Origin of the sequence: Dethiosulfovibrio peptidovorans DSM 11002 (assembly GCF_000172975.1) — a bacterium.
GTDB classification, from domain to species: domain Bacteria; phylum Synergistota; class Synergistia; order Synergistales; family Dethiosulfovibrionaceae; genus Dethiosulfovibrio; species Dethiosulfovibrio peptidovorans.
In genome coordinates, this window is record NZ_ABTR02000001.1 from 1,842,843 (window position 1) to 1,857,855 (window position 15,013).

A 15,013-nucleotide genomic window follows, 5' to 3' on the forward strand; every position below is an offset into this window, starting at 1 on the left:
ACATGGGAAATATAATTTTGGTGTTGGGAGGAGCTAGAAGCGGTAAAAGCGGATTCGCCCAGAGCTTGATATCCGACCAGGAAAGACATAGTCTTCGAGCTTCCATCTTCTACGTAGCCACCGCCGGGATAGAGGACGATGAGATGGCTCGTCGGGTGGCCCGTCACAGGGCGGATCGTCCGGATAGATGGAAGACCTTGGAGGCCCAAAACGACGTGGTGGGAACGCTTGAGGAAATTCCTTCGAAAAGTATAGTCCTTTTGGACTGCGTTACAATGATGGTCACTAACCTCATGTTTTCTCGTAGAACAGAATGGGACGGTCTCTCTATGGAGGACGAGAGGTTGGTAGAGCAGTTCGTACTGGGAGAGGTGGACCGTATGTTGGAGGTCTTTAGACGAAGGGATCTTTCCGCCGTTCTGGTCTCGAACGAGGTAGGGCAGGGGTTGGTGCCTCCCTATCCTCTGGGGAGGATCTTCCGGGATATTGCGGGATGGGCTAATCAGAGGATCGCAAAGGAAGCCGATAGCGTCTATCTTATAACCGCCGGTATCCCCCAGATCATCAAGGAGGCTACGTCATGAGGTTTCTGTTGGCCCTGTCTTTTCTGACATGCATCCCGGTTTCGTTGAAAAGGACTATGACTGAGGAGGATCTGGGTCACGCTACGAGATGGTTCCCTCTGGTAGGTGCCGTTATAGGCTTGATCCTGTGGGGTGTCTTCCGTATCTCCTCATCCGTATGGGGTGCCTATGTGGCAGGAGCCTCCACCCTGGCTGTGTGGGCTGCCTTGACCAGAGGGTTGCATCTGGACGGTCTGGCCGATACGTTCGACGGACTAGGCGGCGGAGTCACTAAAGAGAGGGCATTGGAGATCATGAAGGACAGTCGGATAGGAACCTTCGGTGCCGTAGCGATATTCTGTCTCCTTACGTTGAAGCTGGCCGTTCTGTCGTCTATGGGATCCGAGCTATCAGAATGGATCTTCGTGGCTCCCGTCCTCTCCAGGTGGTCCATGGTCCTGGCCGTCGCAGGTTTCTCTACCGCCCGTAAAAACGGTCTGGGACGCCGTTTCAAGTCCTATTGCGGGGTTACCGAGATGGTGTTTGCATCGTTTTTGGGCCTCGTTCCGGTTGTCGCCCTCACGGGATGGAAGGGACTGGCCGTCATGGGCGGGGCGGGATTGACGATGTGGTTCGTGGGATATAGGATTTCCTCCTCTCTCGGAGGTCTCACGGGAGACAGCTACGGCTGTATCTGCGAGGTCGTGGAGCTTTTCGTCCTGTTGTCCGGTACAGCCGTGGCGTCTCTTTAGGTTATAATCGGAAAATATCGTCTCGGATAATAGTTGTCTTTAAGAGAGTCGTCCTACCTCGGGCGTACCGTTCTACAGTCAGGAGGAGATCCAGAATATGTCGTTCGTCATTCGGATCAAGGGTTTTTCCGATATACACTGTGAGATGCCGTTGTCGGGGCAGGGAGTGTTGGCTTCCACCGGACTATACAAAAACAGGAACATAGTCGCCTGGCGGGTAAATAACTATCTTCGCCCCCTCGAGTGGGTCGTCGACGGAGACGCAGACGTCGAATTCGTCGATACCTATTCCTTCGAGGGGACCATGGTCTACAGGAGTTCTCTGGGTTTTCTGCTTGTCCTGGCCTCGAGGAAGGCTTTGGGCAAACCTATCTTTATCCGTCATTCGATCTCGGAAGGTCACTTTTGGGAGCTGGAGGACGAGGATATAACCGAGGAGGACCTGGCGTCTATAGCGGAGACGATGAAGGATCTGATCGGTATGGATATTCCGATAACCAGGGAGGTCGTCTCGCTCGATAAGGCCTGTCGAATATTCGAGAGACAGGGAAACCCGGAGAAGGGGAGACTTTTCTCCAGGGTCTACATGGATCCCATAGAGGTATATCGTTGTCTCGATATGTACGGTTTTTTCTATTGCCCTCTGGTTCCGTCCACGGGATATCTCAAGAATTGGGATCTTAAGCTTCTTGCTCCGGGAATGGTGCTTCAGTTTCCCACTGTCGCCTATCCTACATCCTTGCCGCCCTTTCAAGCATCCAGGAAGCTGTCCGGTGTTTTTCTCGAATACGCTAACTGGCTCAGGACGATGGGAATAAGCACCATGGTCAACCTTCACGACGCCATAGCCGCTGGAAGAGGGCAGGAACTGATATTGATATCCGAGGCCTTCCACTCCCAGAGGCTGAGCAATTTGGCCTACGATGTGGTGAAAAGAAATGCAAGGGTCGTCTGTATAGCCGGTCCCTCCGCGTCGGGCAAGACCACCCTGTCTAAAAGGCTTAAGATACAGCTTCAGGTCTGTGGAAAGAGACCTGTGACGGTGTCGCTGGACGACTACTTCGTGGACAGGGAGAGGACACCTAGAGATGAGAAGGGCGACTACGATTTCGAGGCTTTAGAGGCTCTGGACCTCGAATTGTTGAATCAGCAGCTGAAATCCCTGATAGAGGGGGAGTCGGTACAGCTTCCTCGTTTCGATTTTCTCACCGGAACCCGTAAGGAAGGTCGTTGGTTGAAACTGGACGGGGACGACATCCTTATAATAGAGGGCATCCACGGATTGAACGACCAGGTTACCCAGTCCGTGCCTCGGGACAAGAAGTTTCGTATCTTCGTGTCTCCTCTGACAGGGGTAAGCCTCGATAGACAGAACAGGACAAGCACGACGGATAACCGTCTTTTCCGAAGGATGATAAGGGACCACAGGACCAGGGGGCATGGACCGGAAGCCACTCTCAAGAGGTGGCCGTCGGTCATAAGAGGGGCTCAGAAGTATATCTTTCCGTATCAGAAGCACTCGGACGTTATGTTCAACTCCGCCCTTCTTTACGAGTTGCCTGTGTTGAAAGGCTATCTGGAGCCGCTTTTACAGACGGTTCCCGAGGGGTCTCCCGTTTTCGGAGAGGCCAGGAGGCTGTTGTCCCTGCTGCGATTCGTCCCTCCTCTCCCGTCCGATACGGTTCCCAACGAATCCATCATAAGGGAGTTCATCGGCGGCAGTCTTTTCGAGGACTGAGGATGGGGCGAACCTTTGGCCTCCTGATCTGTCTCCTGACGGTCGTCTTTTCTTCTCGGTCATGGGCTTCCGATATCGATGGGCTCTCATATTGGAAGAGACTTGAGCCGTCTCTGTCGGCTTATATCCCCTGGGCATCGGAGGTCGTTCTCTCGGAGGACTGCGTTCCATCAGGTAGTGTTATGTGGATCTGCCACAAAGGGGCCCATCTTCTTTTCGGAGTGGACGAGAAGGCCAGGCGTCTTTTCGGATGCTGGCCCGTCGCGACCGGTAGAAACATCGGTCAAAAGCGTAAGGTCGGGGATATGAGGACTCCCGAAGGTCTTTTTCCCGTCCAGAGCGTTCACGATGCGTCTTACTGGCAGCCCTACAGGGATAAAAAGACCGGCGATACAGTAGGGTACGGGCCCTGGTTTATAAGGCTCAAGACTCCGCCATGGAGCGGGATAGGTATCCACGGTACCGACGAAGGACATCTATCGGAGATCGGTACCGACGCCAGCCACGGTTGCATAAGGATGAAGAACGAGGATCTGTTGAGGATAAAGGAAGTAGTCAGGCCGGGACAGAAGGTCCTGATCGTTCCCTGAGGGAGTGAGCCTATGGCTAAGGTTACTATGGCCGATGTCGCCAGAGAGACGCAGGTAAACAAGGCAACGGTTAGCAGAGCGCTTAAAGGCGATCCCAGAATATCCCTGGCTACAAGAGAAAAGGTCTGGGAAGCTGCAAAGAAACTCGGCTATCGGGTAGACACGGTTGCCAGAGGACTTTCCAGTCAGAGAACCGACGTTATCGGGGTGGTCCTGCGCGACCTGGGGGAAAGCTGGGTGGGATCCTTCCTCTCCGGAGTGGAGAGGGTTCTGGCCAGGCATCGTATGGAGATGCTGGTAAAAGAGGCCAACGATCTGGATGCCTCGTCCAGGTCCGCATATCAAAGGTTGTTGGATAGAAAGGTGGATGGCGTCATATGGGCATCGGATGCGCCTTTCCCCTCCGGCGAGGATGGCATTCCTTCCGTGATCGTCGGTAATGGGGAGGGCGATCCCTCCATGAGGGTCCTTCTGGACGAGGAGGCGATCTCCCGAAATGTCCTCTCTTTAGCCGAAGGACGTCCCATCTCCTATAGAGGCGGAGATCGTCCCTTTTTCCCTTTTCTGGAGGGGCTTTCCTCTATCGGAAAAGAGGCAGGGCTGGTCCTCTGGGATGGGACTCTTCCGTCTCTAGGTGACCTGGCTGAAGGGGGCCTGGTGTGTGGGGATCGCTCGATTTTGGCCTCTCTGATGGTTCCCCACCTGCCCTGGCCGGCTTTTGATATGGGGCATCTTTCCGCTAGAGGTCTTATAAATGTAGTAAGGGAAAAGGGAGTCAGACCTAAAGAGATAAAGGTATCGTCCGGCATCGTGGGGGTGGAGAGAAGCGATTTGGGATATTGAAAACCTATCTCAACTCTTGACGAGTAGACGGATGGACCTTATAACTGGAGTCAGTATATCGTTTCGAGGAGATGAGGACGAAAAATGGATCAGGAAAACCAGTGTAACGGGAATTGCGATAGCTGTTCCAGCAAGGAGAGCTGTCCCGATTTCCCTAAGCCTACCAAGAAAGACGTCTGCAAGGTAATAGCGGTGGGTAGCGGCAAGGGTGGTGTAGGAAAAAGCTCCGTAGCAGCCCTTCTTGCCGTTGCTTTGGCCAAAAGAGGGGATTCCGTCGGAGTTCTCGATGCTGATATAACGGGCCCGTCCATACCTAAACTGTTCGGTATCACCGAACGTCCCAAGGGAGACGAGTCGGGAAAGATCGTCCCTCCCAAGACCGAGAAGCTGGACATATCGATCATGTCCATGAATTTGTTGCTGGATGATCCCAAGGCTCCGGTCGTATGGAGAGGCCCTCTTATTGGAGGAGTCGTAAAGCAGTTCTGGGACGATGTGGAGTGGGGTAAACTGGATTGGCTTGTGGTGGACCTCCCACCCGGAACGGCGGACGCCCCTCTGACAGTGATGCAGACCATCGCTCTCGATGGGATGGTCATAGTCACGACACCTCAGGAACTTTCTGCTCTGATAGTCGGGAAACAGGCCAGGCTCGCAGAGATGATGAAGGTTCCGATACTGGGTATAGTGGAGAACATGAGTTATGTCGAATGTCCCAAATGCGGAGAGAGACTCAATGTGTTCGGTCCCAGTCATTCCGAGGAAATAGAAAAGGCTTTCGGAATAGCTACGATAGCGAAAATCCCCGTGACCGATGGCTTCGCCGCCATGGGCGACGATGGAAGTATCGAGAGTTTTTCCGACGAGGCAGTTCTTGGGGCCCTAGTGGACGGGATCCTTTAATTTAGAGAGATCGACCGAGGGTCTCCCATTAGGGATGACCCTCGGCCTTTTGATTGGCTGTATTTGTGTTTCCTACAGGTGAGAATTCTTCTTCCTCCGTCAGGTTCTCCTCAAGCTTTTTCATTACAGTGTGGTAGTCTACCTTTTCATTACCGCTACAGTGGTATAGGCTGGTAAATATCACGGCAGAGACCGAGTCCTTTTCCTCGAACTTATCCCTGATATCGTCCGGTAACTTCTTTAGTTTGGATGCGGCTATCTTTGCTCCGGCGTTCGGGGTTTCCGGCAGGAGTATCAGAAAGTATCCGCCTCCTATAAAAAATCCGAGGTCGCACTCTCTTGTGTGTCTTTTTACGAATGCCCCGTACTCGTTGAGGATTTGCTCTTCCCATACTTTATCGGCTGATTCCTCTCCGTCGTAACGGAAGGATAACCGGATCATCACTATGGAAAGCCACCTTCTGTATCTTACGGATCTTTTTATCTCCGATGGGGCCATGATATCGGCATATGTATGGGAGTAAAGGCCTGTGGGATCGTGTATCATGTCGTTGTTCTTCGTATCCTTGCTTGATTTAGGGGATTCGATCTCCTCTACCAGACATATAAGTTTGGACTCGTCTAAATTTTTTCTCAGGACTTGCCAGCCTTTGCCTCCTATATCCACGCGATCCATGTCCTCGGGAAATATGTTTTTAGCGCTTTGCCCCAGCAGAAATTCTTCGCTTACATCCAGCAGTCGTGCCATGTCATCGTTGATGGAGAGGATGTTTCCATCCAGGTCGGTGTCCAGCGATGGCAAGGGGATTCTCTTCGAGATGTCTCTCTTTTCCTCTACAGCTGGGGTGTTATCTTTGTTCCTGGGGCTTAACGCGGAAGCCACCTTTTGCAGGAGCGATATCGTTCCTGCAAAAGACATGGCCAATCCTATCCAGGAAAGACCGTAGGGAGCACCCATTCCGAGGGGCAGAACGAGTAGAGCTATTCCTTGAGCCAGTAACTGCAGTGGGAATAATCCCAGAGTGATCTTCCTCATGAGACATATAGCATACCCCGAGGATATCGAAAGATATATCAGGGCTACGAATAACCAAAAAGTAGCCCCCATATATAACCTGTTGGAGGGGTCGGAAAAAGGAAGCAGAGCTACGATTACCATTATCGTAGGGATTGGTGGGACGGACAACCACGACCCCGAGTTTTGTCTAGCCTTGTCTTGGGGTGACATCATATATCCATATTGGTGCCCGAGGAGGCCCAGACCACGTCTGTATAGCGGCTGGCCATTTGACTGGCAGCGTAAAATCCGGTGCAATGGCAGGGACGCCATCTCTCGACGGGGGCGTCGTCGAAGAAATGAACCATGGCGGACCATTTATCGGAAGTCATCCCTCCTAGGTGCATACCTCCTATGACGGTGTTGATAGACGTTAGATCGAACTCCTCCATAACGTAGCGCAGGATATTAAGTACTCCGGAATGAGCGCATCCCAGCACTATAGAGGGCCCTTTCGCCCCGAAAGCAAGCAGCGACATGTCGTCGTGAAAGGGATCCTCTGCCCAGGATTCTCCTTGCGGAACGACCAGCCTGGAGGTCCTGAGGGTTAGGTTCGGATCTCTCTTTTCCGCCGGTACCGAGAATGCCCACAGATTGGGAAGAATCTCCGTTGGTCTTTTTACCGGTCGAAAATCTCTACGTTCCAGATCCAAATCGAGCCCGATGAAACATTCTCCCCGAGCGGTTCTTCTGTAGTGGGGAGCCATAATGGACGAGCTCCCCCATATAGGAAGGTCTGGACGCCGCCAGAGCAGCTGAGGGGCTCCTCCGCAGTGGTCGTAGTGACCGTGGCTCAGGGCCAGTCCGTCTATAGCGTCTATAGATACGTTTAGTTCCGATAGGTTGTGCGTCAGGGAATGTCCCTGTCCGGTATCCCATAGCAGAGAACCTCTGGGGGTCTCGAGAAAGAAGCTTAGGCCGTGTTCGCCCCACAGGTTGGACGAGCCGCATAGATTGTCCACGATTACCGTTATACGCATATCCATATCCCCTCGTTCCATCGTTTGATCCAAACCAAGAAGTCATTATCTCATATTTCTCGGAATAGATGATTTTACGTGCCTATACATAACTAATCATACATCAGACTATGGTATTTTGGAGGATCTCGGGTACAATGGTCAAGCGACTCCTCCAGAAAAAGAACAAGAAAGTAGGGACCTTTTATGAAACTCGGAATAGTGGGCTTGCCCAATGTAGGCAAGAGCACCCTTTTCAACGCTATAACCTCCGCTGGGGCGGAGGCCTCGAATTATCCTTTCTGCACCATAGAGCCGAACGTGGGAGTTGTCTCCGTTCCAGACGAAAGGCTGAGCGTGCTGTCCAAGATGTTCAATTCGGCGAAGATAACCCCTGCTACAGTTGAGTTCTTCGATATAGCTGGTCTGGTTCGCGGAGCTAGCAAGGGAGAAGGGCTGGGCAATACGTTTCTCTCTCACATTAGAGAGGTCAACGCTATAGTTCATGTCGTTCGTTGCTTCGAGGATGACAATATAGTTCACGTGGACGGTTCGGTCGATCCTATAAGGGACATAGAGACGATCGAATTGGAACTGGTTCTCTCCGATCTTGAGATGCTGGAACGGCATAAGACCAAAACGGAGCGAAACGCCAGAAACGACAAGTCCCTTCGTCCATATCTGGAATTGGTCGGCAAGGTTAAGGAAAACCTTGAGGCAGGCAAGATGGTCCGAGCCATGGATCTTACAGATGACGAGAGGAAGGAGCTAAGAGGGCTTGGCCTCCTTACTGATAAGCCCGTTATCTACGTGGCGAACGTCTCGGAGGACGATGTCTCCGATTCGGAAGGTAACGTCCACGTCAAATCATTAAAGGAGTATGCCGACAGATTCGACTGCGAGGTAGTCACGATATGTGCCAGGATAGAGGCAGAGGTGGCTGAGCTGCCGGAGGAAGAGAAAGGGGAGTTTTTAGCCGAACTGGGACTTGCGGAATCCGGTCTGGATCGGCTGGTCAGGGCTGGCTATCGTCTGTTGGGGTTGATATCTTTTCTCACCGCCGGAGAAAAGGAGTCCAGGGCATGGACCATAAAGAGAGGCTATAGAGCACCTCAAGCCGCAGGGACGATACATACGGATTTCGAGAGAGGCTTCATAAAGGCTCAGGTTGTGGCATACGATGCACTTATACGATGCGGAAGCCTGGCCGAGGCCAAGGCCGGCGGCCTGGTTCGCATGGAAGGGAAAGACTACGTAATGCAGGACGGAGACGTGGTCGAGTTTAGGTTCAACGTTTAAAGAAGGGAATGGTAGATATGCAGCAGATCAGTTTGGATGAAATCCTATCGGTCGTACTGTCCAGGATGGATGGTCTTGCGGCCTCGGAAGAAAATCTCAAGAGCAAGTTCAACATAATGGGGAGGGTGTTATACCGCAAGGGGTTGCTGTCCGATCAGGACGTGATCGACGCTATAAAGGAAGAACACCGACTTCTCGTCGAGTTAGGAGCGTTAAAAGAAGAGCCGGACGAAGAGATGGTCCAGGCCATAGCGGATAGCATGCTTCAATGGCTCAAGGGAGACGTGGAGGCCATAAAAGAGAGCATGAAGGTCTACGAGGAAAAAATGCGCCAGGCCATAGCCAAAGAGGAAAGAAAACCCCGCATAGACGTGGCTCCTTCTTCGGCGCTCAAGCAGCTGGACCAGATGAGCGGCAATAAAAAAGGCAGCAAGCTGATCCTGTAGGACCATGAAGGAGAGCTGGTCTGTCCGGTTGCTTGGCAAATGGTTGGAGGTCGGCGTCAGAAACAGGTATATGTTCTTTCTGGACGTCCTTTTTTGCATCTTTGCTACGTGGCTGGGGTTTGCCCTTAGACTCTCGTTTTTTATGGACCATTTTTACGGAGATATGGTGGTCTCCGGTTTTATCTTCGCCGGTGTCTGTGCAACGTCCTTTTATTTGGGAGGGGTATATCGCATCTATTGGCCTCAGGCCAGTCTAGAGGAATTCGCCCTGCTTTTGCGGTGTTTCCTGGTAGGTTCTTTGATATTCGTTCTCTGTCATCTCCTCCTACCGTTCATGTTTATTCCTCGCTCCTCTCTGGCGATAACCCTTCTGAGCTGTTTTCTACTGGTGGCGGCCTATAGAGCCTCTTGGCGTTTCTTCGTAGCTGCCCGTCACGGTCAAGATTCCTGTATCAGAACTGTCATAGTCGGAGCGGGAAATGCCGGAACCTCTCTGGCCAGGGATCTGCTGCGTAACGGAGACGAACTTTTGCCGGTGGGGTTCGTGGACGATGACGATCAGAAAAAGGACAAGGTCATCGCCGGACTTCCTGTGCTGGGTCCGGTTTCGGATCTGGAGAACATTATACTGGACGAACGTATCTCCGTTGTTTTGGTCGCCATACCGTCGGCATCCAGAAAAGTCATAGGAGAGATGCTGATGAGGCTTTCTTCCTTGGGTGTGGAGACCCGGGTTTTGCCGAATCTCAGGGATATCGCCGGAGGTATAGTTACCACCACCATGCTTCGAAAGGTACGTCTAGAGGATCTGCTGGCGAGGGATCCGGTCGAGCTGGACAGTAGGGTCATAGCCGACGTGGTTCGTCAGAGAGTCATCCTGATAACCGGAGCGGGAGGATCTATCGGCAGTGAGATATCCAGACAGATATGTTCATACGGATCTTCTCGGGTTCTCCTTCTGGGTCATGGAGAGCACTCTATATACGGGCTTTGCGAGGAATTCAGGGAGAAGAGGGTCTCCGTCCCTTACGAACCAATCATAGCGGACGTAGCCGATTCGGATGCCATGGAGGCGGTTTTCTCCAAGTGGTCACCCTCGGTAGTCTTCCATGCTGGGGCCCATAAGCATGTCCCCCTCATGGAGGTTAACCCGAGAGAGGCGCTCCGAGTTAACGGAAAGGGAACATGGGTCTTGGCCGATCTCTGCGGACGATTCGGGGTGGAGCGTATGGTCATGGTTTCGACCGATAAGGCTGTAAATCCTACGAGCGTTATGGGAGCGACCAAGAGAGTTGCTGAGATCATGGTACAACAGGCTCAGTTGGATTACCCCGATACCAAATACATGGCGGTTCGTTTCGGGAACGTCCTGGGTAGCAGGGGCAGCGTAGTCCCTAAGTTCGAGAAACAAATAGAATCCGGCGGTCCTGTTACCGTGACCCACCCTGACATGAAGCGTTATTTCATGATTATACCGGAGGCGGCCGGATTGGTGTTGCAGGCCGGTGCCCTTGGAAAGGGCGGAGAGATATTCGTCCTGGACATGGGGGATCCCGTTAAGATAGTGGATCTGGCAGAGACCCTCATCCGTCTTCACGGCTATTCCCCTGGATCGGACATAGCCGTCGATTTTACGGGGGTCAGACCGGGAGAAAAACTGTTCGAGGAGCTTTTTTACGATCCGGACTTCGTCGACAGAACTGCTCATCCGAAAATCTTCAGAAGTCATCTTTCGGATAAGCAGCTGTCGTACGATCCGATCATATCGGAGGTGGATGGATGTTTATCCTGCAGGGGCAGCTCTACGTTGTCGACCCTGCGTAAGCTGGTCCCAGAGTTCAACCACCCTTAGCCGGAGGATTCCTCCGGCTTTTTTTATTTCCCCATCCGTATGAGTTTTTCTATCTCCTTAAGTAAAGGCTTTATCTCTTTCGAGCTTGCCTGCTTGTTGAGTATGTCCGCAGGGGAGATTTTCTTGCCCCAGTAGAGTTCGTTCGCGCTAGGGTCGTGATTTATGGTGGCTCCTTCCAGCGATAGCCCGGCGAAGAGACCTTTGCTCATAGAGTAGCTGTATATGGGGGTATTCATGTTTATGTCCGTCGCCGCAGAGGTCCTCCTTCCTACCGGTCCCGCAGCTACGGCTACGTCGCCTCCCAATGTGAAGGTATCTCCTCTGAAGGCCTTCAGACCGTCTTCGTTTACGACCGCAAGCACCAGTGCCGTAGACTGTACTCCTATCTGAAGACCGAAAGAGCCCCCCGCTATGTTGAAAAAGGACGGTCCGTACCATTTTCCGGTCTTTCTGTCGTGCCTAAGCAGAAGCCCCTCACCGTACTGTCCCCCTAGGACGAAACCGGCCTTTACCACCGAGGGGAATATGGCGACCGCCACTCCCTTATCTATAACCTCGCCCATCGTCTGAGCGTCGTCCTGTTCCGACATGTTTCCTATCGTTTTTATGGCTTCGTTTATGCGATGTTCCGGTGTCTTCCCTGCCCACAGAGGACAGGACAACGATAGTGTCAGAAACGTCACCGCTATGGCTAAGATGTTTTTCCCTGCTTTAATCACTGGTATTTCCTCCTTTGGATTGGGTTATATCATGTTCTGAGGCTATTATACAATGTGCGAGCTCTACAATGGACCATTCCCTCGGTCTGCTGTGATATAATGTTGCCGAAATCAAGGAGACCTGCGGTGTGCGTGATCATGTCCTACGTCTTGAGCCAACACTCGAGCCATGTAGGGCTGAGTCCGAACCGGTTTATGAGGCGGTTTTCCGCTTCAGACGCCCAGGCTCGGTAAGCCCCTTTCTAGGTAGGATCGGGTCAAGACAATCATGACACGGCACTGCGGGCTACCAATTTTATACGGCGCTGAGCTGTGCTCGGCGCCCTTTTCGTATATGCTGGGGGAGGCCTGTTCATGTCCAGTTCGCCTTTATGGAATCCTTTGAAAGGATCGGGGGTGATCTTCGATTGGGATGGTGTTTTGGCGGAGACCCGATTGGATTTCTCCGGTATCAGAGAAAGATATTTCGGCGGTAAAAGAGCTGCCATACTTGAGGAAATGAGCCTCATGGACGAGGAAAAAAGGAGAGCTCTTTCCGAAGAAATCAGGGCTATCGAGCTCGCCGGAGCGGAAAAGGCGGTTCCGGTTCCGGGATCCAGGGAAGTGGTCGATCTTGTATCAAAGGCGGGAATACCTTGGGCGGTAGTCTCTCGGAATTGCCCGGAATCGATAGAACTTGCTGCCCGTACCATAGGTTTTAAGCTTCCTGTGCATACCTTTCATAGAGAGAGCGGCCCGATAAAGCCTTCGCCTGAGGCCCTTTGGATGGCTGCCGAGGCTATCGGATCCACCTCCACGGAATGTACCGTCGTGGGAGATTTTGTGTACGATCTTTTGGGTGCGAGGAGGGCCGGGATGAGGGCGGTCTTGGTGGAAAGGTCCTCTGTAGACTGGGGGCACTGGGCCGACGTCTCCTATCCCCGCATGACCGATTTTCTATCGGCATTGATGAACGAAGATCCGATAGTCCCCTGGGAATACCATGGTCTAGTCTCTGAAAGAGGACTGTCGTGGTTGACGTCGGCTTGGAATGTCTCGATTGCCCTCCCTGAATTATGGGATGAGGCGATCCTAAATAGTCTGATGAACCTGGCCGGTTTGGGAGTGGGACGCTTTACGGTAAAAACCGGGACCTTGGCCTTCGACGAGTGGAGGGGGCTGCCATGGCTTTCGCCGAAAGATCTGGAGCGTCCGAAAGCTTTCGTGCTTGCAAGAATCCTTAAAAAACGATATCCGAAGGTCGTCGTGGAGGAATGTGAAGAAGGGCTCTCATTGTCCTCCCTGGAAGGCGATCTCGTTAACGGTTTGGAGAGGCATCTCAGTTGATTCAATGGGAGATCCCTCTGGCGGAGAGGATGCGACCGTCATCCTTAGATCAATATATCGGACATCTCGACGTAATGGGGCCCACCGGATCCCTAAGGGTTCTGCTCGAAAAAGGCGTGGTCCCCTCCTGTATATTGTATGGGCCTCCTGGAGTCGGTAAAACTGCGTTGGTGCGTCTGATGGCCTCGGTTACCGATAGAGAGCTTTTCGAGATAAACGCCGTCTCCGCAAAGGTGTCTCAGTTGAGAGACCTCATAGAGAAGGCCGCCCGTTTTAAGGCTCTTTCCGGTCGTTCCGCCGTGGCCTTCGTCGATGAGATATACCATTTCAATAAAGGACAACAGAACGCTCTTCTGCCTTCGGTGGAGAAGGGCGATGTCGTTTTGGTCGGGACTACAACGGAGAATCCCTGGTTCGAGATCAATAAAACCCTTCTGTCCAGATTGTTGGTCTTTTCCTTGAAACCTCTAGAGAAGGACGATTTGGTCGGGATAATGAATAATGCTCTTTCCGATGAGGAAAAGGGGTTGGGAAAACTCGGCATGAAATGGGAGGACGGCGTTTTGGAGGAGCTTGCCTCGAGCGCATCCGGAGATGCCAGGCAGGCTTTGACCAGGTTGGAATATCTTGTAAGGGTAATTTCAGCCTCCGGTGGATCTCTCCTCTCGCTGGATAGAGTCCGTAAAGAGCTGCCGGCGGCGTTCGTTCGTCACGATAAAGACGGCGACGATCACTATGAGGTAATATCGGCTTTCATAAAGAGCATAAGGGGGTCCGACCCCGACGCGGCGGTGTATTGGCTTGCCAGGCTTCTGGAGGCGGGGGAGGATGTCCGTTTCATCGCCAGGAGGATGATAATATCCGCGGCGGAGGATATCGGTTTGGCCGATCCTATGGCGTTAATATTGGCCACTTCCGCTGCTAAAGCCTCGGACATGACCGGCATGCCCGAAGCTAGGATAATTCTATCGGAGGCCGTGATTTACCTGGCCGCGGCACCTAAAAGCAATCGAGCTTACGATGCCGTAAATCAGGCTATTTCCTCCATAAGAAAGGGGGATATACAAAGGGTCCCCGATCACCTCATAAACGGTAATCCCGATTATCGATATCCTCACGATGACCCCAGACACTGGGTTCCTCAGTCCTACCTGAGGGAGCCGCGCAGATTTTACCGACCTTCGGAAATGGGGGCCGAGGCGAGAATAGCTCAGAGGCTTAAAAGGTACTGGCGGAGGTTCCGGGACGGTCGGGACGGGGAAGTTTAGGTTCCAGGATGCGGTAGACCGTGAGTCCGACTATCTCTTTCCATGCCAGACTTGAATCTCTTAAAGCTCCGGCAGTGGGTATCCATTTTAGCGGATCCGAATCCATGTCGTCTGCCAAGGATCCTATCGCATATGGGTAAACTTCAATATCTGGCATCGCCTTTTTTGCCATCCATAGTGATCTTTTCATATGGAAGGAATTTGTAACCAGTATGATCCGATCGATTCCCTTGCGTCTCAGTATCGAGGCGGAATATGTCATGTTTTCCCACGTAGTTCTTGAGTTTTCCTCCAGCATTATCTCGCCCTTATAGCCCCATTTTCTGATAGATCGTTCCATGGAACGGGCTATGGATTCGCTTTTGTCGTAGCTTAATCCTCCAGAGAGGAGTATCGGATATCCTTTTCGTCTTGCGAGCGAAGCTCCCTCTATCAGGCGCTGGGTCGTAAAAGGCCCCGGTTCGGTCTTTCCGGAATTTTTTCTGGTGAAGCCTCCACTGAGTATCATTACCACCGGTATAGGTCCCTCCGGGGGGAGTTCTTTTCTGTAGATCTCTACCTGTCTCAACAACAGGTGACTTGTTACAGGTAAGGACAGGGACAACAAAAACACGACGCTTAAGATTATGATGGACGGTACAAAGCAGAAAAGGGGCCCTCTCCGACGGTTTGAAATCGTCAAGAAGGTCCCAATGAGT

Annotated in this window: 15 protein-coding genes; 11 read left to right on the top strand and 4 right to left on the bottom strand. The window is 52.3% G+C overall.

Annotated features, from left to right (window positions below; all coding sequences use genetic code 11):
* The first annotated feature begins 2 nt into the window (after window positions 1-2).
* From cobU to DPEP_RS08855, 6 genes are all read left to right on the top strand, one after another.
* Window positions 3-584: a bifunctional adenosylcobinamide kinase/adenosylcobinamide-phosphate guanylyltransferase gene (gene cobU, locus DPEP_RS08830; protein WP_005661398.1), complete on the top strand. Its 582-nt coding sequence runs from the start codon at window positions 3-5 to the stop codon at window positions 582-584.
* Window positions 581-1,315, top strand: coding sequence for an adenosylcobinamide-GDP ribazoletransferase (cobS, locus tag DPEP_RS08835; RefSeq protein ID WP_005661399.1), 735 nt, complete (start codon window positions 581-583; stop codon window positions 1,313-1,315). The genes cobU and cobS overlap by 4 nt, the downstream gene beginning before the upstream one ends.
* Window positions 1,316-1,412: 97 nt before the next feature.
* Complete coding sequence (locus tag DPEP_RS08840) at window positions 1,413-3,053, top strand: nucleoside kinase (RefSeq protein ID WP_005661401.1); 1,641 nt, start codon at window positions 1,413-1,415, stop codon at window positions 3,051-3,053.
* A 2-nt stretch (window positions 3,054-3,055) separates the two neighbouring features.
* Window positions 3,056-3,643 (top strand): L,D-transpeptidase, encoded by a 588-nt coding sequence (locus DPEP_RS08845; protein ID WP_050771319.1) that lies wholly within the window; start codon window positions 3,056-3,058, stop codon window positions 3,641-3,643.
* Window positions 3,644-3,655: 12 nt separating this feature from the next.
* On the top strand, window positions 3,656-4,486 hold the full coding sequence (locus DPEP_RS08850; protein WP_005661407.1) for a LacI family DNA-binding transcriptional regulator: 831 nt from the start codon (window positions 3,656-3,658) through the stop codon (window positions 4,484-4,486).
* Window positions 4,487-4,570: 84 nt separating this feature from the next.
* Window positions 4,571-5,389, top strand: a complete 819-nt coding sequence (locus tag DPEP_RS08855) for a P-loop NTPase (protein WP_005661409.1) — start codon at window positions 4,571-4,573, stop codon at window positions 5,387-5,389.
* 28 nt (window positions 5,390-5,417) lie between these two features.
* On the opposite strand, the gene DPEP_RS08860 is transcribed toward DPEP_RS08855, so the two are convergent.
* Window positions 5,418-6,425 (bottom strand): sensor domain-containing diguanylate cyclase, encoded by a 1,008-nt coding sequence (locus DPEP_RS08860; protein WP_156775109.1) that lies wholly within the window; start codon window positions 6,423-6,425, stop codon window positions 5,418-5,420.
* 191 nt (window positions 6,426-6,616) lie between these two features.
* On the bottom strand, window positions 6,617-7,426 hold the full coding sequence (locus tag DPEP_RS08865) for an MBL fold metallo-hydrolase (RefSeq protein ID WP_005661413.1): 810 nt from the start codon (window positions 7,424-7,426) through the stop codon (window positions 6,617-6,619).
* Window positions 7,427-7,612: 186 nt separating this feature from the next.
* On the opposite strand from DPEP_RS08865, the gene ychF reads away from it, so the two are divergent.
* From ychF to DPEP_RS08880, 3 genes are read left to right on the top strand one after another with little or no spacing between them, the layout of a single operon-like run.
* Window positions 7,613-8,704: a redox-regulated ATPase YchF gene (gene ychF, locus DPEP_RS08870; RefSeq protein WP_005661415.1), complete on the top strand. Its 1,092-nt coding sequence runs from the start codon at window positions 7,613-7,615 to the stop codon at window positions 8,702-8,704.
* A 17-nt stretch (window positions 8,705-8,721) separates the two neighbouring features.
* On the top strand, window positions 8,722-9,150 hold the full coding sequence (locus DPEP_RS08875; RefSeq protein WP_005661417.1) for a hypothetical protein: 429 nt from the start codon (window positions 8,722-8,724) through the stop codon (window positions 9,148-9,150).
* A gap of 4 nt (window positions 9,151-9,154) precedes the next feature.
* A complete protein-coding gene (locus tag DPEP_RS08880; RefSeq protein ID WP_040382551.1) occupies window positions 9,155-11,002 on the top strand; it encodes a polysaccharide biosynthesis protein in 1,848 nt (615 codons plus the stop codon).
* A 23-nt stretch (window positions 11,003-11,025) separates the two neighbouring features.
* On the opposite strand, the gene DPEP_RS08885 is transcribed toward DPEP_RS08880, so the two are convergent.
* Complete coding sequence (locus tag DPEP_RS08885) at window positions 11,026-11,721, bottom strand: lipid-binding SYLF domain-containing protein (protein WP_005661421.1); 696 nt, start codon at window positions 11,719-11,721, stop codon at window positions 11,026-11,028.
* A 354-nt stretch (window positions 11,722-12,075) separates the two neighbouring features.
* Here DPEP_RS08885 and DPEP_RS08890 point away from each other — a divergent pair, with 354 nt between their 5' ends.
* Together DPEP_RS08890 and DPEP_RS08895 are read left to right on the top strand one after the other, a co-directional pair.
* Window positions 12,076-13,047, top strand: coding sequence for an HAD-IA family hydrolase (locus tag DPEP_RS08890; protein ID WP_005661423.1), 972 nt, complete (start codon window positions 12,076-12,078; stop codon window positions 13,045-13,047).
* The gene (locus DPEP_RS08895; protein ID WP_005661424.1) at window positions 13,044-14,315 is read left to right on the top strand and encodes a replication-associated recombination protein A; all 1,272 of its coding nucleotides are present in this window, start codon (window positions 13,044-13,046) and stop codon (window positions 14,313-14,315) included. The genes DPEP_RS08890 and DPEP_RS08895 overlap by 4 nt, the downstream gene beginning before the upstream one ends.
* Here DPEP_RS08895 and DPEP_RS08900 read toward each other — a convergent pair.
* Window positions 14,266-14,883 carry a YdcF family protein gene (locus DPEP_RS08900; protein ID WP_050771320.1) on the bottom strand — a complete coding sequence of 206 codons (618 nt, stop codon included), beginning with the start codon at window positions 14,881-14,883 and terminating at the stop codon, window positions 14,266-14,268. The two genes, DPEP_RS08895 and DPEP_RS08900, sit on opposite strands and share 50 nt — an antisense overlap.
* Window positions 14,884-15,013: the final 130 nt, after the last annotated feature.